Below are 23265 nucleotides of genomic sequence, written 5' to 3' on the forward strand. Positions count from 1 at the left end.
CGGCACATTCGGGGAAAACAGAGCGTCCCAAGATCCACATCGAAAATCTTGTCCATCAGAAGGGCGTCGAAGAACACGCCCTTGAACGCGGTGCGACGGTCGGCACATCGCAGCCTGACCCGACCGGAGAACAACATTCAACACATTCCCCCGCGCATCGAAAGGTGCCAGGATTTTCGCGCGGCAATGATATTCGCCGCACGACCCGAAAGGCCCACTTGGAAGAGGAAACGCTCCGGATCATCCCGGCCTGCTTGCGCGGTGAAGACAGCATCGCCGAGTCGTGCCGGCGAGAAGGGTTAGCCCAGAGCGTCTGTTTCAGGTGGTCGAGAGAGTTTCTCATCGAGGCATGAGCCACCATCGGTCCGAGGCCATGCCGAACGGAAAGAGACGCGTGGGGGGGCGCCCCGGCCCGGCAGCCAAATAGCGTTGAGGTGAAGCGCATGCCCGCCCGGGGCGGCTGCGCTAAAAAAAGTGGTCGCGGACCTTAAACTTGAGAAGCGATTGGCAATAAAAGCAGGATCGGAGAGGCCACGAAGGCCATTGGTTTCAAGAGAGTGCGCAAACAGTGGCGACGACGCAGGAGATACCATTCTTCAGAGAAAATCGAAATCATCCGGCAGGTGGCGCATCTTGGCGAAGCCGGTAATCCAACCCCCTACCTGTCTCATGTTGGTATGATCGCTAGGTGACAGTCGGCCCCGAGCGACTCGAGGATCGGCAAGCTGGCCAGGCCGGGTCGGAACCGCATCCCAGATAAAGGTATGTTGAGATGGCCCTGGACGGTGAGGGCCTGCCCGCCCTTGGCCAGAGGGCAAGGCCCGAAGGACCTGTCGCCGCAGCAGCTGGTCCGGCGTTTCAGACAGGAAAAGCTACTTCGTCTCAGAAGCTTCCGGCGCATCTCGTGATCGCGGCTGGCGAGGAGTCCAGAAAGAAACCACGAAGCCGAACCAGTCGTGGCAAACGGCTTCACCTCTCTTACGGTCATCAGGTTGCTGGTTCTATCGACCTGCCCCCTGCTGTTCCCACATTCATAACGGGATTCTGGATTGGTTTGCCCCGCCTACCAATTTTGGACCGTCTGAAGCCGGAGTTTCCGGCGTTGGTCACGGCGGCGGGTTGGTGAAACCGCCTAGAACTCGGTCCATAAGTGCTGCAGTCGTCAAGCCAGAGCGCCAGTTTGCGCCATGCGTCGTCCAAGCTGTCGAAGATCTCCGGCGCGGTGCGGATCTTTCAGGACCCGATTGTGGCTGGCACGCACGACATTCAGGAGTTGGCCAAGACCCATGATGCAGCGTCGAGGACCAAGGCTGAGCTGTGGCACCGCATCTTGACCCACTATCTGCCGCTTTACTTTCCGGAAGCCGGCCGTTTCCATCGTAGCTCGCGCATGGACTGGTTCCTGGCCTTTCTCGAGATGTTTCCTTCTCCGCATATGATCTCAGCGTTGACCAGGGAGGAGTTCGCCAAGGCCGCGTGGGCGGGGGTTGGACCCAAGGTCTAGAAGGCCCTCATGTTGTCTCCGTCAGTTTCTGCGCGGCCGGATCAAGATCTCCAAATATGGCAATGCTCGCCTGCGCCGTACGTTGTGGCTGGCATTCGAGCGCGACATCGGGCAGGATCGCCACAATCCAGATCTGCGCCGCCAGGCCTACACCGCCACCGCTGCAAAGATGGCCCGCACCCTTCACGCCGTGATCAAATCCGGCGAACCCTACCGCCCTTCTTCGAACGGACGAGCCCAGGCGAAAGGACCTCTCTCTCAAAGGGCCGGGGAGGCGCATGACGCGACCTCGTAGATAATGTTCGGCGTCGTCGGGGAAACGCCCCACCGGGGCCTTTCCTGATTCTCCTCCAATGGCAGAGACCAATTCCTGACGGCGGAGCCAGCCTGGCGACTATTCTTATGGCACCCGTTCGCTCGGATGCCCCGTGACCTGACGCCCAAAACCGCGTTACCTTCCCGAGCTAGGACATCGTCGGCCCCTATGGTACCGGGCTTGCTGTAGATCCGGATCAGGGTGCAGAGTTCCCGGGCAACCCGCGTACCGGACAGACTGGTGTCCGCCACGAGGCGCAAACACTGTCTCGGGCAGTCGTTGATCACGGCCAAGATACGGACGAAATCGGCAGCTGTCTGGCAGAAGACAATTGCGGTCAGTGTTTTCGACGAGGTTGGCCGCGTGATCTTCGCAAGCCGGGCCAAGTCTATTCGGCATTTTGCAGGACTCAGAGCTGGGTCGGAGTTCTCCCTTTCCTCATTGGGTTCAGGCGTCGCGCTCAATTTCGGCAGGGCCGAGGGTGAAGCGGTTCATGACTTCGCAGGCGAACGCCACTGGTCCGCGAGAGGTTGCGAAGAGTGAGGATTTCGGCAGTCTGACGATCGGGATCCCGTTGCGCGATCCGTTCGCCATCGCGCTTGAGCCGATGGCGCCTCGATGGCTCAGTGTCGACCAAGAGCTTGAGAGGCCCCGAGCCGCGGCGGTTCGTAATCTGGACCGTGATCTTTCGCTGTCTGCGGCTCAGTGGAACAGTCGGGCACGGGCCAGTCAAGTGCGGCCATCTTGATGATACGGCCCAACATTCCAGTCGTCTGTTGCAGCGGAAGGCCGAACCGTGCCAGGGCTTCGCCCGTGCAGGGATGAAAACAGTCCACCGGGTGGTTTTCCGGCGCCCTCACACGTAACCATCAGGCAGAACTCCATTCCAGCATTGCTGAACACCGGCGGACGCGCCGGACAACCCGCCTTGAGGGCAAGCCAAGCCATGTGCTTGTCCAGCCAGGCCCCCAATGGCCTACGCCTCATCAAGCTATCGTTGGAGAGCTTCCAGTTCTTCCTGCGGTAGTGGGCTGGTGCGGACTTCGTCATACTAAGACGTTTAACCTACAGAAATCGCTTGGTGAATGCTGTAGATCGGCAAGTTCTGCTACAACGCCGTTCGGATCGAGGAGCGCTGCTTGCAATTCTGGCAAAGAAGGCAGCGCTGGCAGAAGGGCTGGCTTCGGGAGCGGCGCCATCAAGCTGGCTCTGACATGAACAGCGGATCGGTCTGCCGGTGGTCTGCATTGAGGCGCAGGATGCGCTCGCGGTTTCGTCTATCGGAGCGCCAAGCCGAACAGCGCTATTATCGTCGGGAAGGTCTGGAGGGCATGATCACTATGAGCCCGCTGTCGGCCAGGCTTGCCGGTCGGCATAACCTGCCCTGTCGTGATCGAATCATATCGTCAACGAGCCGGGACGCTTGAGCACTTCGTTTTAGGCCGCCCAGTTCTGATTTTGTAGCTAAGGGGTGTGGGCCTGCTCATGCCTGCCAGATTTCGCTCTGAATTCACGAGAGTAATCCCCAACCCGATTTACGCAACAACGCTCACCGTTACCATTATTTCATAATGGGAACTTCATCGAGGAAGGCCCAATATACCCTGGTGCGCTCTGTCACCGGCTTCTGCGCTCTGAAGCGGCGCCGGACTTAGCCTTCGCTGCGGGATACGGGCTCCTTTTAATCAACTCTAGCAATGCCGCCGAGTTTGCACGGATGTCGTGGCGCTTCAGGACACGTCGTCGGCCCTCTTGGCCCATGACCTTGAGCCGAGCCGGTGCGGTGGTCAGCGCCGCCTCCATCGACCTGGCGATCTCGTCCATCGATCCGGCAGGGATGATCCAGCCGCAATCGTCATCGACCAGCTCGGGAATGCCCGCAATATACGTAGATATGGCCGGTCGGCCCAGAGCAAGGGCCTCCATTATAACGACCGGCAGACCTTCTGCGAAGCTGGGCAACAGAAGCGCGCGGGCACGTCCCAATTCGGCCCTGACGGTCTGATTGTCGCGCCACCCCATCAGAGTGACGTTTTCGGCGACATCGTGACGGGCGATGGCGGCTTCGACTTCGGGCCGGAAGTCGCCATCGCCAATCACGATGACGCGGACTTCGGGATGGGTGGCAGCCACTTTCGCGACGGCCTCAACCACCAGCGTATGCGCCTTTTGCGGACATAGCCGCCCGACCGAAACAAAGGGTGCCGTTTCGTCAAAGGGCGCCTCGCTCGGGGCAAATTCATCGACATCGATACCGCAACCGACGATGTGCAGCTTATCCCAGTAGCCCATCCCCGCTGCCCGGGCCAATTGCACCCTGCAGTAATTGGAAATGGCGATGACGAAGCGCGCCTCGGCCACTTTCAACCCCAGAGAGGACCGGTTCCAATCGACAAATTCGTCCGGACCGTGGGCGGTAAAGCTGTATTCCGGTCCCCCAAGGTGTTTGGACAGCATCGCCACAGCAGCGGAATTGGTCGAGAAATGGGTGTGCAGATGGCTGATACCGTCCTGGAGAGCGCGGCGCTTGAGCGAGACTGCTTCAAGCAGATAGGCCACATGCGGCACGAACCCATGTCCGGCATTGCGCAACAACTTTGCCCATGTCGCGAAAGCGCGGCACATGCCTGCAGGATTCGAGACCGTTTCTTTGACAAAGTCTCCCAGAAGTGCGGGCAGACGTCCGACCAGCAGATAGAAGGTGAGGTCCTTCTCGGCCTTGTCCTGATCGTCGACCAGCGCTTCAGACCAGGGGCGGATGGCGTAGCGTTTGATTTCAGCACCCTGCTCTTCCATCGCGTGAATCTCGCGTCGGATAAAAGTGGTGCTGGTCATCGGATAGGCGTTCATCAGATAGCCTATGCGCATAGGCGTCCCCCCCGGATCTGGCGGCGTGCCTCATCCAGAACGCTTTGAACCGCGAGGGATAGTTCAAGCGGTACGAGGCCGCTTTCGCTGCGTCCTGCCCGGACCAGATCGCGGAAATGGTCTAGCATCGGGGCATATTGATCGGCACCATAGGGCAGAAATTGTCCGGCGGCGGCATCACGCAGGCGCTTTACCCTGCGCAAAAGCGGATTGGCCTTGAGGCGTGCTCTGAGTCCCGGCGGGTGGCCCTGAAGGGCGTCTGATGTGGAATCGCCCGTTTCGAGGTTCATCTTTAAGCTCATAAGCGTTTCCGACCCGACAACCGGCGCGCCGAGCTGCAAGACCCCATGCGTGCAAGAAACCGTGGCCGTGTTGGACGTGTGCGCATTCAGTGCCACGGTGATCTGCGAGGTTGCACCCGACCTGTGCAGAAGGCTGAGGTCACTGGTCAGGTCGATGCCTGCCGGGTCACGCTGTGCGCAGGCCCGGGTCGCGTCGATCGGACCAAGCAGATGGAGGGCCAAAGACACGCCATACACGCCGCGATCCAGCAGCGCACCGCCATCCTCAGGGTCAAACAAAGACGCATGCGTCGCGGGTGTGACAGGATAGCCGAATGCAAATTGAAGCTGCACGGGCTTGCCGTAGCTCTGGCTTTTAAGCCGCTCGCTGAGCCTGCGGTAGGCCGGGAGCGCCAGGCACCAGAGGTTTTCGACCAGCAGACAGGATTTGTCCCGCGCCGCCTCAGCAAGCTTTCTGGCATCGTCCAGATTGGTGGTCAGCGGCTTTTCCACCAGCACGGGTTTGCCTGCCTCGATTGCCGTCAGCGCATCGCCAACGTGCGCGCCCGGACGCGAGCAAACATAGATGGCATCCACATCCGCCTGCCCGGCCAATTCCGCCATCGAGCCAAGCCCGCGCGGGATGCCAAATGCGCTGGCGAATTCCGTCGCGCGGGCGGTGTTCCGCGAGGCGACAGCCTGCACCGAATAATCCGGGGCGGAGGCCAAGGCCTGCATCATCCGCGCGGCCATGCGTCCAGTGCCGACAATTCCCAGTCTGATCTGATCCGCCATTTATTCCTTCATCCCAGCGTCTCGGCCCAGGGCATCGGTGCAATCGGCTCACAGCGCGTCACCATCTGCTGCGCGCCCTTGGTTTCTCCCGCACCCTGAATCGCAAGGGTCACCTCTGTCAAATGCAGAGCCAGGTCGATCGACATGCGCGAGGGACGGCCTTCGGCGATAGCATTTGCCATTTCGGTGACACCTAGGGCAAAATTCATCGAGGCCGCGCCCCATCTGCCTACCTTGGGATGAGTTTCTCGGCCCAGTTTCAATCGCTTGGCAATGGGCGCCTCCATCAGCCTGCGACGCAGGTTAAAACGGCGGCGGAAACGGACCTTGGCCGCGTTGTTCCACGCTTCGTTCAGTTCGATCACCCCGCGGTCGCCGATGATTTTCAGGGAATGATTGTGCGGGCCGATGATCGTGCATGTCAGGCGAGCCACGGCCCCGCTTTCAAAAAACAATGTTGCGACGGAAAAATCCGGCGCGGGATTCTCAACCGGCAGCAAATCGGCGACCTGTCGGGATGACGCGGCCACAACGGTGCGGATCGAACCGAAGATCGAGATCAGCCAGGTCAGGTAATAGCCTGCGTGTTCCAGTGTGCAGCCTACCTCGAATTCATCCTCAGCGGGCCAAGACGTACCGCTTTCGCTGATCCAGTCGGCGTAGCGGGCCTGTGGGATGAAACCATCATCGAGATCGGCGTAAATCACCCGTATCTTACCCGCCACGTTTTCTCGAACAGCCGCGCCGACGGTTTGCGCAGCTTCGCCAAGAAAGCTGCAGGGGGCTGAGGCCAGCATCAGCTTGCGATCGCGCGCCAGATTGCAAAGCGCCTGTGCATCAGAAAGCGTCATGGCCAAAGGTTTTTCGGTATAGACATGACAACCGGCCTCAAGCCCGGCCTTGCCGATAGCGAAATGCGAGGAGGGGTTGGTTAGATTCAGCAGGATGCCGCCAGGGCCAATCGCGTCAAGCAGGGCCTCCTGGCTGCCGAACTGGGGTAATTTCCAGTAACTGCAAAACCGGGCAAGCCGATCGGGCCGCCGATCAAAAGCACCGATCAGCTCGAAATTCGTGCCAAGCTGAAAGGACCGCATGTAAAGATCGGCCACAAACCCGGTGCCTATGATACCAACCCTGATCATGTTTTTACCTGCAACTCTCTCTTGTCAGGAATGTCGATCGTACCTGTTGATTGTCACTGAAAACCGGCCTGGCATTTTCATCAAGGATCGACCCACTTTCTGTTTTGCGCCGTCTGCTAGGTCCTGTTGACAAAAGCCACTCTCACGGGGCTCGACGCATGATTCAAGCTGGTATCTGCGGGTGAGAGCAGAGGATTCAAGGGCTAGGGTCAGGATGCATTGTTTTCGCGCGAACAGCATGATTCACGGCCTCGAAGACGGAGCGGTGACATGAGCGATCTTTTCTGGCTGACCGACGCGCAGATGGCGCGCCTGCCCCTTTCTTCCCCCAGCCTCATGGTAAGCCTCGGGTCGATGACAGGCGGGTTCTGAGCGGGATTATCTTCATCAATCGCAATGGCCTGCGTTGGCGGGATGCTCCTGCCGCCTATGGTGCGCATAAGACGGTCTACAGCCGGTGGAAGCGGTGGAGCGAGAACGGCATCTTTGCCAGGATGATGGCAGGTCTGGCCGCTGAGCACGGCGAAGAGAAGACCGTGATGATCGACGCGACATATCTCAAGGCCCCTCGAACGGCGATCAGCATGGCCGCCAAACAGGGGGCGTGGTCGTCCGATCAGTCGCACCAAAGGCGGCATGACCACCAAGCTGCACGCTGCCACGGTCAGGGACGACGGATCGACCTGTTCGTCACCGCCGGACAGGTCAGCGATTGCATCGGCGCACGCGCATTGCTCAGCGGCCTCCCAAACGTCAAATGACTGCTCGGGGATCGTGGCTATGACGCTGACTGATTTAGAGAAGCGTTGCAGGACAAGGGGATACGCGCCTGCATCCCCAGCCGAAAGAAGCGCAAGACACCTGTCAAACACGAAAAACGCCGATACAAGCGGCGCAATCGCATCGAGATAATGTGCGGAAGGCTCAAGGATTGGAGGCGTGTGGCCACCCGCTACGACCAGTGCCCGAAGGTCTTCCTTTCGGCCATGACAAGGGAGTAGCGGCACGGCTCAGCATTCTGCCGACGGGCCGATTGTCGGCTGGCAGACCGGGCTACGACGCTGACGCGCAGTGTTGAAGCACAGAGATATAAGCGCCCGGCCGGAAGGGGCAAAAGAGAACCTTGTAAACGGGCGCCGCTGCAAAGGACGCAAACCTATCGAGATCATGTTCGGCTGCCTCAGCCACTGGCAAAGCGTCGGGAAGCCGGCCCCCGGACTGTGTGGTGATCCGCCTCTGAGGTCGCGACCCGATGCGCCTTTCTCCTCGCCGCGGCGGTCATTTTCCGACCATGATCAACAACGAACTCTGACCCCGGAGGTCATCTAGGCGGCAAGCTGTTGATCGCGGTCATCAGCGCGCCCGCGGTCTGGACATCCATCGCGCGGTTTCTTGCGGTCAGGGAGCGTCATGGTGCCGTTACAGGGACCGGCCTAATCGACGGGCGTCCATTCCGCCGTGGGGTCGAAGCGCTCGATCGCGGCGGCCTTGTCCAGCGTCTCGGGGCCTAGATCGGCCTGATAGAGAATGCCGGACTCGCCGACCATGAAGCTCATGATACCGCTGTCGCCATAGGCTGCGGGATAGGCCACCAGCGCGTGGCTCGCGACCATGTTCCCGCCGATCATGTAGTCATAGCTCCCGCCCGGCGCGGCGGGGCCTTGGCCCTGCAGGATGCGGAAGTAATAGCCCTCATAGGGTTCCGGCTCTCGGTCCTCGCCCGCATCATCGCTGAAGCCGGTGAAACTGGCGCGGGCAAGGCTTTCATCGAATGGGGCGGGGTCCTCGCCGGCGGCGGCGGGCCAGTATAGGCCGTCCTTCTGGCCCGGCGCGGACAGGATCGACGCCGCGAATTCCAGCACCCCATCGCCGTCCCGGTCCGCTTGGCGGTAGTGCGACTGGATCTGCGGGACGCGGCGCAAAAGCGCGATGACCTGCAATTCGTTGCGGCCGATCCGGCGGGCCAGGACCTCTTCGCGCGCGCCCTCGGCGTCAAAGCTCCAGCCGGAGGCATCCTTGACCAGATCGGCGGGAAAGGGCCACATCTCGCGCCCGGCCATCAGGGTCAGCCGGTCTTGGCCAGCAGGCTCCAGCCGGTGAATCACATGCATGTCGGCAAGGAACTGGCCCCAGATCTCGCGATCCTCATCCGGGTTGCCGGTCGAGACGACATCTTCGTTCTCGGCACCGAAGATCGCGAGCACCTGCGCCCGGTCCTTGGCGTCAAGGGCTGCGACCAGGGTCTCGACGGCGGCCTCGGGGCTGGCAAAGACCTGGGGCGCGGCATATGCCAGCGAGGCCGAGCCAAGCAGCATCAGGCCGGACAAGAGCGCCTTCATCGTCTTCCTCCTCTTCCGCCGCCGCCACGCGGCCGCGAACCCATGCTGCTGCGCCCGCGATGGCTTGCTGCCGAAGGGCGCGGTCCCGAGGGCCGATGGAATGCGCTTGCGGGTCGGCTGGGCGCATGGGCCTTGGGGAGTTTGTGTTGTTTGGGCTTCGAGACATGCGCGCGCGGCGCGGCGTGCTGCCCCGACGGCCGCCGTGTCGTCTCGGGCCGGGCCTGACGGTTTGCCGGGGGCTGGCGCTTGGCCGCCGCCTGTCCGGCCTTTTTCTTGACGGCCGCGAGGTTCGCCGGTTTTGCCCCCGATGCCTTGCGGGCCTCGATCTTTTTCTTAGCCGCCTCGCGATTGGCCGGGGTGGCGATCGGGCGATGGTTCGGGCGACCATCCGGGCCATTGCCGATGGCCTGTTGGATATTCCCGCGGTCGATCCGCGGGCGGTCGCCAGCACCTATGCTGATACGGTCTTGGCCGCCGATCCTGTCGCGGTCGATATTCACGCGATCCCGGTCGATATTGATGTCGCCACGCTGGATATTGCGGTCGCCGCGATCGATGGTGATGTCGCCACGATCCCAGTCGATATCGTCATCGACATCCCGGCCATGCCAATCGTCGTCGTCAAAGATCTCGTCAAGGATGACCGCCCCGCCCAGCAGTACGCCCCCCGTCAGCAGGATGTCGTCCCAGTCGGTATCGTCGGCGGCATAGCTGTAGCCATAGTGATAGGGCGGCTGACCAGAGGGGGCAGGGGTGGTATAGACCACATTGCTGTCATAGGTCGGGACATAGACCACGCCGGGATCGGCGGGCGCGATCTGGATCTTGTCATTGACCGTCTCGACATTCTGGACCGGGCTGTCCGAGAGAAAACCCATTTTCTCGGCCTTGCCGCGCAGCCGCTGGATCGAGGCCAGCACCTCGTCGGTCTGCCCGACCACCGCCTCGCCCGCCTGCTCGGTCCAGTCGATATTGTCGCTCATCCGCGTGACGACATCGGGAAAGCCCGCGGCGAGTTCGCGGACGCTGTCATCCCAGGTCTCGGCGGCGGCCTGTTTCGCACGCTCCTTGTCCGAGGCCCCGGCATTTGCCGCCACGAAATTTCCCGCCTTTGCCACGTCCAGCGGAAAGGTCGTGGCGACAAGCGTGGGGGTCAGAAGCGGGTCGGGAAACAATGCGACCGCCCCGAAAAGTGTGTCGAGCTCATCCGCAGAAAGCGTGCCTTCGGCGCTGATCGCGGCACGCATTTCGGCCGAGGGCATCCGGGCGCAGGGAATGTCGAGCGTCATCCCCACCGCGAGGTTCTCGGGCCGGCCGCCAAGCGCGTCGCGATTCGCCTCGAGGATCAGGCCGTACAGATTGGAATCCCCGTAGACCCGTGCCGCGAGACGGCTCAGCGTCTCGCCGCTGGCGACGACATGCGGGCTGCCGCAGGGCAGGCTATCCTGGGCCAACACGGGACCGGCCATGGAGGTCAGGACAAGGGCCGCGACTGCACCCCGCCCGGCCGATTTTGCAACAGATGGTCGACAGGCGGTTCCGTGAGGCATGCTGCGCCTTTCCAGAGTCCAGCCGCTTCGCGCGCGGATCGCTTTCAAGCTTATTGCGAAAATTGCCATCCGCCAACGGGCTTGTGACGCGGATCAGGATCCGAGCGGCCTGAGGGGCAGCAGCGACAGATTAGCGATAGCGGCAGGGCTCATCCCTCGCTAAGCTCAGGTTGAAATTCGCAGGAAATTTTTCTTTGGATCAGGAAATGACTGCAACGCGATCGGCGCGGCGCGCCCTGATTTCCGGCGTTGCTGGCTATATCGGAAGCCACGCCGCCCTGTGCTTTCTGGATGCCGGCTGGCAGGTTTCCGGGATCGACGACCTGTCGATGGGGCATCGCGATCGCGTGCCCAAGGGCGTGGTCTTTCACGAGCTTGGCATAGGCGCGGATGAGACGGCGGCGCTGCTCGCCCGCGATATGCCAGATGTGGTCCTGCATTTCGCGGCCAGAACCAGCGTCGATGAATCTGTGCGCCTGCCGGGGGGCTATTACGACACGAATACCGGGCAGGCTGCGCGTTTCTTCGCCGCGGCGGCGCGGGCCGGGGTAGGGGCCATCGTCCATTCCTCGACCGCGGCGGTCTATGGCGAGGCCGGCGAAGTCCCGGTCGACGAAGCCTGCCCGCTGCGTCCGGCGTCGCCTTATGGCCGCGCCAAGCTGGCCGCGGAATGGGCGCTGGCGGATGTCGGGCAGGCCAGCGGGACGCGGCATGTGATCCTGCGATATTTCAATGTCGCTGGGGCCGATCCGCAGGGCCGGGCCGGGCCGGGCGATCGGGCGCAGCATCTGATCAAGATCGTGGCCGAGGCCGCTGCGGGCCTGCGCGACCTCGTCCGGATCAATGGCACCGATTACGCCACGCCCGATGGCACGGCGATCCGCGATTTCATCCATGTCTCGGACCTTGCCCGGGCCCATCTGTCGGCAGCCGAATACCTGCTGGACGGAGGCCCGAGCGCGGTGCTGAATTGCGGCTGCGGGCGGGGCTATTCCGTCCGCGAGGTGATTGCCGCCGGGCTGGCGCTTGGCCCGCATCGCTTTGTGGTGACCGAAGGCGCGCGGCGTCCCGGAGATATTGCGCGGATCACCGCGGATCCGTCGCGCCTGCGGCGAATTCTGGATTGGACGCCAGATTGCAGCAGCCTCGACAGGATGCTCGCAACCGCTGTGGCCTGGGAGCAGGCCCGCGCAATCCGGGCCAAGGCGGTATCGTGACGCCGGGCGGCCCTCTGGTCTCGGTCGTCGTCCCGGCCCATGACGCCGAGGCGACGCTGGCGCGCACACTCGAGAGCGTCATGAACCAGAGCCATCAGGCGCTGGACGTGCTGGTCGTCGATGACGGTTCACGGGACCGCACCAGCGAGATCGGGGCGGCGCTGGCGCGGCGCGACCCGCGTCTGCGCCTGATCCGGACACGGAATGGCGGCGTGGCCAAGGCGCGCAATGCCGCGCTTTCCTCCGCCCGGGGCGAGTTCATCGCCTGGATCGACGCCGACGATTTGTGGCATCCCGAGAAACTTGCAAGGCAGCTTGCGCTTTATGCCGCGGCAGAGACCCCTCCGGCCTTTGTCTATGCCGGATACCGGATGATTGATGCGCAGGACCGTATCATCCCGGCGCATCGCCCGTTGAGCGACCTGAGCGGCGACACGCTGTGCTTGCAGATGGCGACGAATTTCTTCAGTAACATCAGCAGTATCCTGACCAGAACAGAGTTCGTGCGCCATCTGGGCGGCCATGAGCCGGGCCTGCGGGCATGGGGCGTCGAAGGGGCCGAGGATCTGCTGATGCAATTGCAGCTGATGCGCTTTGGACCCGCTTTATGTTGCCGTGAGGCGCTGGTCGGTTACCGGATGCATGCGACGAACATGTCGCGCGATGCGCGCCGCGCCGCCGCTTCGAATCTTCGCGTCATCGAGATGGTGGCGCGCGACTATCCGGCCTTGCCCGGCTGGGTCGTCGATCAGGCCCGCGCTCGGGTCGTGGGTTTCGTGCCCCTGATCGCGCTGGCGGGCCATCCGGTCGCCGCGTTGAAGCTGCTGGCCCGGCTCTGGCATGAACAGCCCGGCGCGACGACGGCAATGGCACTGCGGGTGCTGCGGCACGGGCTGCGCCACGGTCGCGGGGCAGGGGGAAAGCCGGACCCGGCCCTGGGGTTGGACTTTGCCGACGCCGACCCGACAAGCGCGGTCTGGTCCCGTCCGATGCTGCTGCCGCCACGTCACGAGATGCGGCTGCACGAGGCCGACCGGCTGGTCCGGCGCGCCTTATCAGGGCGTGATGGCCCGTCATGGTCGGCGCAAGACGGGGAGCGGGTCGCGTGAGCGCCGAAGCTCTGTCCGAACCGGCTTTGCCTTCCGAGCGGGGATCGACGCTGCGGGCGACCTTTGAACTCTCCAAGATTTTTGGTCGGCAACGCTGGCTGATCCTTTTGGTGATCCTGCTCGGAGCCGCAGTGGCGATTGCCGAGACGCTGGGCGTGGGCTTTGCGGTGATGCTGCTTTTCGCGATCCTCGACCAGGGCGAGCAGATCGCGGCAGCGGGCGGAATGCTGGCCGGGCTCTATGCGCGACTTGTGGCCTTTGTCGGAAACAGTCCCACGGTGATCGGGGCGGTATTCTTTGGCCTGATCCTGTGCCAGGCGGGGCTGACCTATGCCAATCAGGCGCTGCTGGGGGTCGTCCTGAACCGGCTGGCCGAGCGCATGCGCGATCTCCTTCATGCGCGACTGATCTGCGCGCCCTATCGCGTCGTCCAGAAGCGCGATCCCGCCGCATTGATGCATACGCTGGGAACCGAAAGCTGGAATGTCGGCGACGCTTATCTCAGCGTCGCGCGAATGGGGGTCGATCTCTGCGCGATTTCTGTTCTGGCGACGGGCATGGTGCTGCTGTCCTGGAAAATCGCTCTGCTGGCCGTCGCCGGCGGGCTCGCATCGCTTTTTCTGTTGCGGCTGGTGATGCGTCCCGTCGAGCGGCTGAGCGACGCCACCCTGTCGGCGCATCAGCACATGGTGCAGCGGATGCTGGTCAGCCTGACCGGGATGCGGACGCTGCGGCTTTTCGCCCGCGAAGATGATCTGCTGCGCCGCTTTGGCGAGGCGTCGCGCAATCTGCGGACGGCGGCCGCGCGGATGGAACGGCTGCGCGCGCTCTCGGCCCCGCTCAGCCAAGTGCTCGGGGCAGGGCTCTTGATCCTGATCGCGCTGAGCGCCCAATGGCTGGATGTCACCCCGCCATTGGTGATCGCCGAGGCGTTGCTGCTGCTGCGCCTGCAACCCTATCTGGCGGAGCTTCTGGAAAGCCGGATGGAGTTGCAGGCTCGATCCGCCTCGATCCACGAGGTCAATGCCTGGCTGAGCGCATTTGCCCCGCTGCGTGATATGGCTGAGGCGGAGGGGGCCGATCTTGCGCGCGGCAAGGAAATCCGCTTCGAGGGGCTGAGCTTTCGCCATTCCGAAAGCGGCTTGGCCGAGCTGCGCGGGCTGAATTTCACCATTCCCCTGTCCGGCTGCACGCTCATCCAGGGTCCGAGCGGTTCCGGCAAGACCACCGTCCTGAACCTGTTGCTGCGGCTCTACCAGCCCGATAGCGGACGGATCCTCGTTGACGGGGTCGATCTGGCCTCGATCCCGCGCCAGCTTTGGTTGCGGCGGCTGAGCGTGGCCGGGCAGGATGTCGAATTGATCGAGGGCACGGTGGCCGAGAATATCCGTTTCGGCCGCCCCGATGCCTCGGCCGAACGCTTGCGCGAGATCTGCGCGGCGGTCGAGATCCTTGCCGATATCGAGGCCTTGCCGCAGGGCTTCGACACGGCAATCGGGGCAGCAGGCTCGAGCCTGTCCGGAGGGCAGAGGCAGCGGCTGGGCCTTGCCCGCGCGCTGATCCGCGACCCCGAAATCCTGATCCTGGACGAATCGATGAATGCTCTGGAACCCGAGCGCGAGGATCGCATTCACCGCCGCATCCGCGAGATGATGGCGGGACGGAGCCTGATCGTGGTGAGCCACCGGCCTGAAGCGCGGAAATGGGCCGACCGGATCGTCAGCATCGAGGCCCCGAAGGATCAGCCCTTCGCCCTTGCCTGAGCGCTGTCAGGCAGGCGGCTGCGACGCTCCATCGCGGCCGGGTTCTCGGTATAGAGAACCTTGAATTCCTGCAGGCCAAACATCCGGCGCAGGCGCTGATAGTTAGCCGGGCGACAGGCCCAGATCACGAATTGCCGCGTCTCGGCATTCCACTGATCGACAATCGCATTGGCGATGTTTTGCCTTGCATAGGCCGCCGGGTTGTCAAAGCGTTCCTGCTCGTCGCGCAGGGCCTGCCAGATGCGCGGATCGCTGACCTGCATCCGCTGGAAATAGCCTTCGAGCCAGGACAGGAAGCCGGGGCGCGCCACCGCGTCGCCGCCCCCCGCTGCGGCGGCCTGGGCACAGGCGGAATTGTCGTGCTGACGGTAAAAATCCAGCACTTCGTCAATGGCGATCACCGGATAGGCCAGGAAGATCTTGAAGTAGAAAGCCTGATCTTCATAGAGCGTCCGGAACTGGTCCTCGAAACCGCCGATGGCCAGCAAGGGGCCGCGCCGGATCAGCAGACTGCAGATCCCCGGCACCCCCGCTCCGTGGCTTTCCAGATATTGGATCACCAAATCGGGCGGTTCCAGTAGCACCAGCGGCGGCACGCCCAGATCATTGCGCAGGTCCATCGACCGCCAGGGGCGAAAGCGCGACTGGCTTCTGCGGTTCCAGCTGGACCAGTAAAGGGTCGGCGACATGGACATCGCGGCTTGGGGATGGGCCTCCATGACCGCGACATGTCGTTCCAGCCGCTCGGGCAGCCAGATGTCATCGGCGTCGAGCAAAGCGACATAGTCGCCCCGCGCCAGTGCAATCCCGGCATTGCGCGATGCGCTCATGCCCCGGTTCTCGTGGCCGGGATGCTCGGCATAGCGGATGCGATGCGGCTCGCGCGTGGCATAGTCCCGGGCGATGCCGCTGGCCCCGTCGCTGCTGCCGTCATCGACCAGAATGAGTTCCCAGTTGGGATAGCTCTGCGCCCGCACGCTTTCGATGGCCTGGGCGATATGGTCTTCGCCATTCAGGAAAATCACGATGCAGGACACCAGAGGAGCTTCCGGCTGCCCTCCGCCCGGCAAAACGTTAGGAAAGGACGTTTCGGTCATCTGCTCCGGTCTCTCCCGCGCGCCCAGGTCGATGCTGCGCAGGCTACCGAGCGGGCCCTGTCCGCGCAATCGCGGATCACGCAGCCGCTTCTGTCGAAAATTCATTGCGCGAAGGCGGCTGGCGGAACAGTAATGAAAGCCAAGTCCCTTGGGCCGGGCATTTCTACTGTTCCTGATCCTTGTGGGTTCTGTTCGTGGATATTCATGCGGGGCGGGATTATTGCAGGACAACGATAGCCGAACTGGCCGGGACGCTTTGCCATTGAGCGCAAGATTGATCGCCTGGGCGGAAAGGACCGCCTTGCGGCTGCCCGATCCGATCGTTTTCCGGCTGCGCGCCCTGCGCAATGGCCGGGCTTTTGCCACACGTCCCGGCCGGGTGCGGATGGGGCAATTGCGCCGGCTGGAGCCCTTTAGCCGGATGTATGGCTGGGATCGCGGCACGCCCGTCGACCGCTATTATATCGAAGGTTTTCTCAAGGAGCATGCCGGGGTCATTCGCGGCCGGGTGCTGGAAGTCTCGGAGAATACCTATACCTACCGCTTTGGCGGGGCGGCGGTGACGCAAAGCGACGTGCTGCATTATGACGATCCCGCCCCGCCCGCGACCATGACGGGTGATCTGACGGATGCGGATCATATTCCCTCCGACAGTTTCGATTGCGTCATCATCACCCAAACGCTGATGCTGATCTATGACGTCCCGGCGGCGCTGCGCACCATTCACCGGATCCTCAAGCCGGGCGGGACGGTTCTGGCGACCCAGGCCGGTCTGACCCAGATCGCCGATCCGGACTGGCGCCATACCTGGTATTGGGGATTTACTCAGGCGTCGTCGCAGCGGCTCTTCGAGGATGCCTTTCCGGGCGGCAGCGTCGAGGCGCGGGCCTATGGCAACATGCTCTCGACAATCGCCTTTCTGGCCGGGCTGGGATATGAGGAACTCGACCAAGCGGAACTGGATCATCTGGATCCCGATTACCAGATGCTGATCGGGGTCCGCGCGACGAAGGCGGGCGGCCCGACCGCGTGATGCCTTCCCTTCGCACCCATTTGCGACTGCAGCGGATGAAGCTCGCCTGGCAAAGTCTTTTCGCGCCCAAGCCCGGCGGAATGATCCTGCTGTACCACCGTGTCCAGGATGTCGCTTCCGATCCTTGGAGAATGGCCGTCCGGCCCGAGGATTTCGACCGGCAGATGGCGTTTTTGGCGCGGCTGGGAACCGCCTGCACCGTCAGCGGGCTGGCCGATCACCTGGCCCGCGGCGCGACAGGCGCGCCGCGGATCGCGGTCAGCTTCGATGACGGCTATCTGGACAATAAAGAGGTCGCGCTGCCGATCCTCGAACGTCACGGGGTTCCGGCGAGCTTCTATGTCACCAGCGGCGCGATAGGCCGGGACGACGCCTTTTGGTGGGACCGCCTGCACCGGATCCTGCTCGAAGAGCCAAGCCTGCCGCGTGAACTGGAACTGCAACTTCCCAGCGGACGCCGCTTTACGGGCTCGCTCGGCTCCGAGGCCGAGGCGGGGCAGAAGCTGCTGACCGCCTGCCGGACCTGGAGCGCGGATCTTCAGCCCGCCGCCGGCCCGCGCCAACGCCTGCTGCTGGCACTTTGGGAGGAGCTCGCGCCGCTGGATCCCGAGGCCCGACGAAGGGTCGTGCAGGATCTCGACAAATGGTCCGGCAGCCGACGCCCCGCGCAAGAGCGCCCGATGCGGCCGGACGAGCTGCGCGAATTCGCGCGCTCGGCCCTTGTCGAGATCGGCGGACATACCCGGAATCACATCGATCTGTCGCGGGCCGCGCGCGACGTCGCGGCGCGGGAAATCGCAGACGACCGGGACGATCTGCGGCGGATGACGGGACAGGAATTGCGCAGCTTTGCGCTGCCCTTTGGAAGGGCGGGCGGCGATACCGCAGAGTTGATCCGGCAGGCGGGTTACACCTCGGCCACGACCAGCCGGTTTGGCCGCTGCGCGCCGGGAAGCAGCTTGCTGCATTTGCCCCGGATCCAGATCGGCGAAATGCCCTTCAAGCAGTTTCAGACCATGCTGCGCAGCGCGGTGCCCGCATGATCCGCCGCTGGCCCCATGCAATCTATGTGCCGGTCGGAGCCTTGCTGTTGTGTTGGCCGGTTCTCGTGACGCAGGATATTTTCATCTTCGAGGACACGACCAGCTACCTGAAGGGCGGGGCGGTCATTCCCGGAATGCTTCAGGAAAAACTGGCGGGTCTCTCCTTGCCGGGCCTGTCCTTGCCGGGCCTGTCCTTGCCGGGACCGGATCAGCCGGGCATGGCCGCCATTGCGCAGAGCCAGGACGGCCCGGCCGTCGTGCGCTCATTCGTCTATTCGCTGGTTTCTTACCTGGTGGTTTCGGCCGGGGGGCCGCTTGTGCTGTCCTTGTTGCAGGCCGCGCTGGTTGTGCTGATGTCGCTGTTTGTGGTCGAACCCGATCTGCGGGCGCGTCCCGTTCTGATGGGATTGGGCGCTGGAATTCTGGCGCTGACCAGCCCGGTTGCGATCTACACGTCGCTGCTCATGCCCGATATCCTCGCGGCCCTGATCCTGCTTCACGCCATTGTGGTCGCTGTGCATTTCGACCGGCTGGGGCCTTGGCCACGACGGTGCAGCACGCTGCTTGCCTGCTTTGCGGTGGCGGCACATTACGGAAATCCGCCCCTTGCCCTCGCGCTCTTTGGCGCGACGGCGATCTTTCTGGGATTCCGGCGGGCTCTGAGCGGTGCGAAATTGCTGGCATTGCTGCTGCCGGTGCTGTTCTCTCCGGTCGCTAATCTCGCGGCGAGCAATGTCGCGCTCGAGACGACAAGCGTATCGCCCTTGCGCCTGCCGATCCTGCTGGCGCGCTCGATCGGGGATGGGCCGGGCCTGTGGTATCTGCAAGAGGCCTGTCCCGAGGCGGATCTGGCCTTCTGCCGCCTGTTCAAGGACCATGTGCCGGAAAGCATGCATGAACTGCTATGGAGCGAGACGGGCATCAACCGCCTGACCGAGCAGGAAATGCAGCAGATCCGCGAGGAAGAGTTCAAGATCCTTTTTCTGGTCTTCCGGGCCTATCCAATGGCCCAATTCAACGCCATTTTCGGCAATGCGCTGCGCCAGATCGGCATGGTGGGAACGACGGATATCGACGCCGCCGACCATCTGAGCGCGGATTTCGAACCGGTCACGGCTGGCAGCGAGGCGGGGGCGCGGCTGCTGCACTTCTATGACCGGCTGCTGCCGCCCACCACGCTGGTTTCCGTTCTTCTGTTGGGGCTCTTCGTCATGCTGCGACGCAGGCGGGACGGGCCCGACGAGGGCCGCACCGTCACGCTTGCCTTGCTCGCCCTGGGTCTGGTTCTGAACGGGTTGATTTTCGGCGGGCTCTCGGCGCCCGTCGATCGTTACCAGTCGCGACTGGTCTGGCTGGTCGCATTCTTTGCGCTGGTGGAATTGGCGCGACTGCTCGGGCCTCGGCCCGCGGGACGGGCGGTCACTGGCTGACCAGCCGGCGCAGCATGATCACCCCTGCGCCGGCGAGACCGCCGAACCATGCTCAGCCCCGATGTCCTTGACCTGAAATTCCTCATGGTAGGAGCGCTCGACATTCACCTCCCAGAGGTCATGCCGCGCGCCCATGATGTTTTGCGCGGCATAGATGGCCGAAAGCATCGAATGGTCCTGATTATTGTAGCGATGCAGCCCGTTGCGCCCAACGGTCTGGAAATTTTCGAACTGTGACAACCATGTCCGGATCACGCAAAGCGCCTCCTGGTAATGGCTGTCATAGACGGGATAGGCCTTGGGCTGGCGGATCACCGTGCCCGTGATGACCGTACTGGCTGCTGCGAGACCCAGTTCTTCCAACTCGGCGGCGGCAAGCGCGCGCAGCTCGTCATCGGGCATGGTCCAGAGCCCGTCCCCTTCCTGGCAGAAATATTCCATGCCGATCGAAGCGGTATGCTTATCGGGCAGCATATCGGGCGACCATGCCCGAAAATTCTGGATGCGGCCGACCTTCACCCGCGTATGCACATAGATCCAATTGTCCGGGAAAGGATCGGGATGATCCAGGATCAGCGTCACGATCAGAAAATCCCGATAGCGCAGCTTTGCCGCCGCCTTGCGGATCTCGGGCGGCGGCGGCGGGTCGATCGCCGCAATCAACGCCCGCAGGTCGAGCGAACTGATCACATGATCTGCCGGCTGCCAGGTGATCGGTGTCTCGGGATCGGCTCCGCTGGGACGGGTTCCGATCTGGGTCATGCGCATGTCCTCGCGCCGCAGCGCGACGACCTCGGTCCCCATCCGGACCTCGCCGCCCGCAGCGGCGACGCAGCTTGCGGTTTCCTCCCACATCTGTCCGGGACCGAGGCGGGGATAGTCGAATTCCTCGACCAGCGAGCGGGTCGTGTTCCGCGCTCCGAGCGCGGTGGTGATGGCCTTCCAAAGCGACAGGTTCTGGATCCGCTGCGCGGCCCAGTCGGCGCGGATCTCGGTCGGGGGGGTGCCCCAGACCTTCATCGTGTAGCTGTGAAAGAAATGCATGTAGAGCCTGCCGCCGAAGCGGTTGGTCACCCATTGCATGAAATTGTCTTCGCGCGGGAACGGGCGGAGACGCCATTTCAGCAGGCTCAAAAGGATTCGGACCGTCTCGTATAGTCCGATATTGCGCAGGGCATTCAGGGGCTTCAGAGGATAATCGAAAAAGCGGCCACGATAATAGATGCGGCTCAGACGGGAAACGCGGATCAATTCGCTGCCAAGTATCTCGCGCCACATCGCAGAAACCTCGGGCACCTTGGTCAAAAAGCGGTGTCCTCCGATGTCAAAGCGGTACCCGTCCATGCTTTCGGTCCGTGATATTCCGCCGGGAATATCAAGAGCCTCGAAGACCACAGGTCGAAAACCTTCGCCCTCTTTCTGAAGCGTATAGGCCGCCGTCAGGCCCGCCGGCCCGCCGCCCAGGATGGCAACGGTCACAGTGGCTTTTTCCGGGTTCATGAGCGACCCCCTGGATCATCCTGCGATCTGTCATCCGGAGCGGGCCGGCTCTTGCCACGACGCATCAGGTAATGCTCGGCCAGGCAGAACAGATAGGCCCCGCTCGCATAGAGATAGTAAAACTGATGATAGAGCACGCCGCCCGCCGCGACCATGGGACCGCCATGCCGTAGGAGGAACATGCCAAGGCGCAAGTTCAGGAGCAGCGATAGGATGAATGCCGCACCTGCGATCCAGCCGGGCACCAGCGAGAAAGCGGCGGCCAGCAGCAAGAGCAGCGCCCCGACCGCGACAGCCGCGCGAAACCGCTCGGCGGTATCGACATTCAGTTCCCGCGGCTCGCCCTTTCCGGCGATCAGCAGGCGCGCCCAGGGGATTGCCCGACCGAAGATGTCGCTCTGCAAGGCGCCCGGAATCCGCCAGGCCTTCAGATGCTTGCCGGTCAAAGCGGCCTCGATCTCGATACGATGGCCTGCCTGCGAGATGCGGTGGCCAAGCTCGATATCCTCGACGGTGAGACAATTCGGGTCAAAGCCGCCGACCTCGAGCAAAACGTCGCGGCGCACGGCCCCGAAGCCGCTCCAGAATGTATGTACCTCGCGGCTTGACCGCAGGTGATAATAGCGATGCATCAGGTTCTTGTAGCGCGAGAACCAATGCTGATCAGCTGGCTCCGCATCATAGCAGCCAAAGACTGCGACAAGGCCCGGCGTGTCAAAGGCAGCTCGTATTGCGGAAGTGGCATTCTCGCCGGTCACGACATCGCTATCGACGAACCAGACGATCTGCCCCTGCACATGGCTCAGGGCATGGTTGCGCGCACCTGCCGGGCCGCTATTCTGCTCGAGCCTCAGCACCCGTGCCCCCAAATCGCGCGCGATTTCGGCCGTTCCATCGGTCGATGCATCATCGACGACAATCACCTCAAGTACCTCGCCCGAGGCCGCCAGCGCCAAAAGCGGCGGCAGCGATCGCGGCAGGAAATAAGCGGCCTGATACGCGGGCATGACGACGCTGATCGTGGGCTGCAACGGCGAGAATCGAGGCATGGCGCTTTGCCGGTCGGGGATATCGGCTAAAATATGACTGAGATAATTCAATTACTGCCCCTCTTAACCTGCAGCTGCGGGACTACATGCTCAGACGGCATCCCATTCAGCAAAGTCACCTGAGGGTTGTGTAGCAACGCTTAGAGACACAAGCCAGAGATATCCCCAGAATTATATGCGATCGTGCTTTTTCTGAGAATGGTAAGATTTTCTCGGCGGAATTTATGGCGGCGAATGGCACGCGGATTTTTCCTTTTCCTAGAGCGCCTTTCCAAGCGTCTCGGTCAAATTTCGCAGCCAAATGAGGGCGCATGCCAGCGTGACGAAAGCGAGCTGCATGTCAGTCCATTGCTCGTTTCTGACGGAGATGCGACGGCTTCGAGAAAACCAAACGAATCTGCGTGCGACGAACCAGAGATACTTTCCGAGATGACCGCTGCCATCGGAGCCATTCCAATCAGGCCTGTGCTTGATGCCGCGCAAAAAGTCGAGGCTTGGGCAGGGAGAAGCTATAACTCTCGGAGGTGATCGGCCTGAGATTGAGCGCAGAGATCCTCATTCGCTTCATCCGCGTGCGAACCTGCTTGCGGCCGATCCGGGAGAGCTTCTGAAGCAGTATCCCCCGCGTCATCCGGCGGCCTGCGACGAGGCGAACCAAATGCGGCCGGTTGATCCACTCATCAGCTTCAGATTCGCCTCGCTGACCGGGCGAGGCTCACAGTAAACAGCGACCCAAGTTGTTCCCGAGGATCCTGGCATGTTCGCTGGTGATCGGCATTGCTGCGGTATCGATCATTTTATGCGCTCGGCAGCATTCCCACCTTGCCGAATGCTACCGATAAAAATCATTCTCGAATGTCAGTTCACCGATTTTCTCATGCAGCGTCTTCACGTCGTCACCGGCTCTGCCCAGCTGTCCACTTAACCTTCTTTCCGTGCTATTTTCGGGAAGGAGGAACAGCCGATGGGACAGTCATCGACAGTGAAGAGGGGACCGCCGCGTGATGCCGCGAGCAAGGTCGCGCAGCAGCGGATGAGCGTGCTGGAACTGGCCAGGGAGCTTGGCAATGTCGCCGAAGCCTGCCGGCAGCGCGGGATGGACCGGACCAGTTTCTACGAGTGGAAGCGCCGGTTCCAGACTCAGGGCTTCGACGGGCTGAAGGACCTGCCGCCGATCCACAAGTCGCATCCCCAGACAACCGCGCCGGAGGTGGTGGAGAAGATCAAGG

At 62.6% G+C, this 23265-nt stretch carries 17 protein-coding genes and 4 pseudogenes; 11 read left to right on the forward strand and 10 right to left on the reverse strand.

From position 1 onward, the window contains the following. Nucleotides 1-164: 164 nt before the first annotated feature. Together ESZ60_RS21365 and ESZ60_RS16130 are read left to right on the forward strand one after the other, a co-directional pair. Nucleotides 165-341, forward strand: a pseudogene (locus ESZ60_RS21365) (IS3 family transposase); the annotation flags it as partial. An 875-nt stretch (nucleotides 342-1216) separates the two neighbouring features. Then, nucleotides 1217-1786: pseudogene (locus ESZ60_RS16130) on the forward strand (IS110 family transposase); the annotation flags it as partial. 159 nt (nucleotides 1787-1945) lie between these two features. Here the strand turns inward: ESZ60_RS16130 and ESZ60_RS16135 are convergent. From ESZ60_RS16135 to ESZ60_RS16150, 5 genes and pseudogenes are all read right to left on the reverse strand, one after another. Further along, nucleotides 1946-2119, reverse strand: a pseudogene (locus tag ESZ60_RS16135) (IS3 family transposase); the annotation flags it as partial. Between the two features lie 272 nt (nucleotides 2120-2391). Next, nucleotides 2392-2870 (reverse strand): annotated as a pseudogene (locus ESZ60_RS21370) (transposase); the annotation flags it as partial. A gap of 567 nt (nucleotides 2871-3437) precedes the next feature. Then, a complete protein-coding gene (locus ESZ60_RS16140; protein ID WP_245155732.1) occupies nucleotides 3438-4670 on the reverse strand; it encodes a glycosyltransferase family 4 protein in 1233 nt (410 codons plus the stop codon). Between the two features lie 8 nt (nucleotides 4671-4678). Beyond that, entirely contained in the window at nucleotides 4679-5764 is a 1086-nt protein-coding gene (locus tag ESZ60_RS16145) for a Gfo/Idh/MocA family protein (protein WP_134681755.1), read from the reverse strand. Nucleotides 5765-5772: 8 nt separating this feature from the next. Further along, nucleotides 5773-6906: a Gfo/Idh/MocA family protein gene (locus ESZ60_RS16150; RefSeq protein ID WP_134681756.1), complete on the reverse strand. Its 1134-nt coding sequence runs from the start codon at nucleotides 6904-6906 to the stop codon at nucleotides 5773-5775. Between the two features lie 377 nt (nucleotides 6907-7283). On the opposite strand from ESZ60_RS16150, the gene ESZ60_RS21380 reads away from it, so the two are divergent. Together ESZ60_RS21380 and ESZ60_RS21385 are read left to right on the forward strand one after the other, a co-directional pair. Beyond that, entirely contained in the window at nucleotides 7284-7667 is a 384-nt protein-coding gene (locus ESZ60_RS21380) for a transposase (RefSeq protein ID WP_342365244.1), read from the forward strand. 45 nt (nucleotides 7668-7712) lie between these two features. Continuing rightward, entirely contained in the window at nucleotides 7713-7907 is a 195-nt protein-coding gene (locus ESZ60_RS21385; RefSeq protein ID WP_245155733.1) for a transposase, read from the forward strand. Between the two features lie 432 nt (nucleotides 7908-8339). Here the strand turns inward: ESZ60_RS21385 and ESZ60_RS16160 are convergent, their stop codons facing one another. Next, nucleotides 8340-9245: a DUF2950 domain-containing protein gene (locus ESZ60_RS16160; RefSeq protein ID WP_134681757.1), complete on the reverse strand. Its 906-nt coding sequence runs from the start codon at nucleotides 9243-9245 to the stop codon at nucleotides 8340-8342. Continuing rightward, nucleotides 9242-10714 carry a DUF3300 domain-containing protein gene (locus ESZ60_RS16165; RefSeq protein WP_167620184.1) on the reverse strand — a complete coding sequence of 491 codons (1473 nt, stop codon included), beginning with the start codon at nucleotides 10712-10714 and terminating at the stop codon, nucleotides 9242-9244. Before ESZ60_RS16165 ends, ESZ60_RS16160 begins: the two co-directional genes overlap by 4 nt. Nucleotides 10715-11001: 287 nt before the next feature. Between ESZ60_RS16165 and galE the strand changes: the two genes are divergently transcribed. Genes galE through ESZ60_RS16180 form a run of 3 tightly spaced genes read left to right on the forward strand, consistent with a single transcriptional unit; the run spans nucleotide 11002 to nucleotide 14884 of the window. Further along, nucleotides 11002-12012, forward strand: a complete 1011-nt coding sequence (gene galE, locus ESZ60_RS16170) for a UDP-glucose 4-epimerase GalE (RefSeq protein WP_134681759.1) — start codon at nucleotides 11002-11004, stop codon at nucleotides 12010-12012. Then, a complete protein-coding gene (locus tag ESZ60_RS16175) occupies nucleotides 12009-13121 on the forward strand; it encodes a glycosyltransferase family 2 protein (protein ID WP_167620185.1) in 1113 nt (370 codons plus the stop codon). Before galE ends, ESZ60_RS16175 begins: the two co-directional genes overlap by 4 nt. Further along, nucleotides 13118-14884, forward strand: coding sequence for an ABC transporter ATP-binding protein (locus ESZ60_RS16180; RefSeq protein ID WP_167620186.1), 1767 nt, complete (start codon nucleotides 13118-13120; stop codon nucleotides 14882-14884). The genes ESZ60_RS16175 and ESZ60_RS16180 overlap by 4 nt, the downstream gene beginning before the upstream one ends. Here the strand turns inward: ESZ60_RS16180 and ESZ60_RS16185 are convergent. Continuing rightward, a complete protein-coding gene (locus ESZ60_RS16185; protein WP_167620187.1) occupies nucleotides 14863-15981 on the reverse strand; it encodes a glycosyltransferase family 2 protein in 1119 nt (372 codons plus the stop codon). The two genes, ESZ60_RS16180 and ESZ60_RS16185, sit on opposite strands and share 22 nt — an antisense overlap. A 262-nt stretch (nucleotides 15982-16243) precedes the next feature. Here ESZ60_RS16185 and ESZ60_RS16190 point away from each other — a divergent pair, with 262 nt between their 5' ends. From ESZ60_RS16190 to ESZ60_RS16200, 3 genes are read left to right on the forward strand one after another with little or no spacing between them, the layout of a single operon-like run. Further along, the gene (locus ESZ60_RS16190) at nucleotides 16244-17014 is read left to right on the forward strand and encodes a methyltransferase domain-containing protein (RefSeq protein ID WP_134681763.1); all 771 of its coding nucleotides are present in this window, start codon (nucleotides 16244-16246) and stop codon (nucleotides 17012-17014) included. Beyond that, a complete protein-coding gene (locus ESZ60_RS16195) occupies nucleotides 17014-18057 on the forward strand; it encodes a polysaccharide deacetylase family protein (protein ID WP_134681764.1) in 1044 nt (347 codons plus the stop codon). Before ESZ60_RS16190 ends, ESZ60_RS16195 begins: the two co-directional genes overlap by 1 nt. Then, nucleotides 18054-19487, forward strand: a complete 1434-nt coding sequence (locus tag ESZ60_RS16200; protein WP_134681765.1) for a hypothetical protein — start codon at nucleotides 18054-18056, stop codon at nucleotides 19485-19487. The genes ESZ60_RS16195 and ESZ60_RS16200 overlap by 4 nt, the downstream gene beginning before the upstream one ends. Nucleotides 19488-19505: 18 nt before the next feature. Here ESZ60_RS16200 and ESZ60_RS16205 read toward each other — a convergent pair whose 3' ends face one another. Then, nucleotides 19506-20987, reverse strand: a complete 1482-nt coding sequence (locus ESZ60_RS16205; RefSeq protein ID WP_134681766.1) for an NAD(P)/FAD-dependent oxidoreductase — start codon at nucleotides 20985-20987, stop codon at nucleotides 19506-19508. Beyond that, nucleotides 20984-22087 (reverse strand): glycosyltransferase family 2 protein, encoded by a 1104-nt coding sequence (locus ESZ60_RS16210; RefSeq protein WP_134681767.1) that lies wholly within the window; start codon nucleotides 22085-22087, stop codon nucleotides 20984-20986. The genes ESZ60_RS16205 and ESZ60_RS16210 overlap by 4 nt, the downstream gene beginning before the upstream one ends. A gap of 913 nt (nucleotides 22088-23000) precedes the next feature. On the opposite strand from ESZ60_RS16210, the gene ESZ60_RS16215 reads away from it, so the two are divergent. Next, nucleotides 23001-23265, forward strand: a 265-nt coding sequence (locus ESZ60_RS16215) for a helix-turn-helix domain-containing protein (protein WP_134681768.1), incomplete at its 3' end; no start/stop codon positions are given.

This window comes from Paracoccus ravus (assembly GCF_004522175.1).
Lineage (GTDB): Bacteria > Pseudomonadota > Alphaproteobacteria > Rhodobacterales > Rhodobacteraceae > Paracoccus > Paracoccus ravus.

Bases quoted from the DNA above. Each gene is read 5' to 3' on its own strand.
- ESZ60_RS16140 (WP_245155732.1), bottom strand. From the start codon at position 4,670: ATGAACGCCTATCCGATGACCAGCACCACTTTTATCCGACGCGAGATT.
- ESZ60_RS16145 (WP_134681755.1), bottom strand. From the start codon at position 5,764: ATGGCGGATCAGATCAGACTGGGAATTGTCGGCACTGGACGCATGGCC.
- ESZ60_RS16150 (WP_134681756.1), bottom strand. From the start codon at position 6,906: ATGATCAGGGTTGGTATCATAGGCACCGGGTTTGTGGCCGATCTTTAC.
- ESZ60_RS16160 (WP_134681757.1), bottom strand. From the start codon at position 9,245: ATGAAGGCGCTCTTGTCCGGCCTGATGCTGCTTGGCTCGGCCTCGCTG.
- ESZ60_RS16165 (WP_167620184.1), bottom strand. From the start codon at position 10,714: ATGGCCGGTCCCGTGTTGGCCCAGGATAGCCTGCCCTGCGGCAGCCCG.
- galE (WP_134681759.1), top strand. From the start codon at position 11,002: ATGACTGCAACGCGATCGGCGCGGCGCGCCCTGATTTCCGGCGTTGCT.
- ESZ60_RS16185 (WP_167620187.1), bottom strand. From the start codon at position 15,981: ATGACCGAAACGTCCTTTCCTAACGTTTTGCCGGGCGGAGGGCAGCCG.
- ESZ60_RS16195 (WP_134681764.1), top strand. From the start codon at position 17,014: ATGCCTTCCCTTCGCACCCATTTGCGACTGCAGCGGATGAAGCTCGCC.
- ESZ60_RS16200 (WP_134681765.1), top strand. From the start codon at position 18,054: ATGATCCGCCGCTGGCCCCATGCAATCTATGTGCCGGTCGGAGCCTTG.
- ESZ60_RS16205 (WP_134681766.1), bottom strand. From the start codon at position 20,987: ATGAACCCGGAAAAAGCCACTGTGACCGTTGCCATCCTGGGCGGCGGG.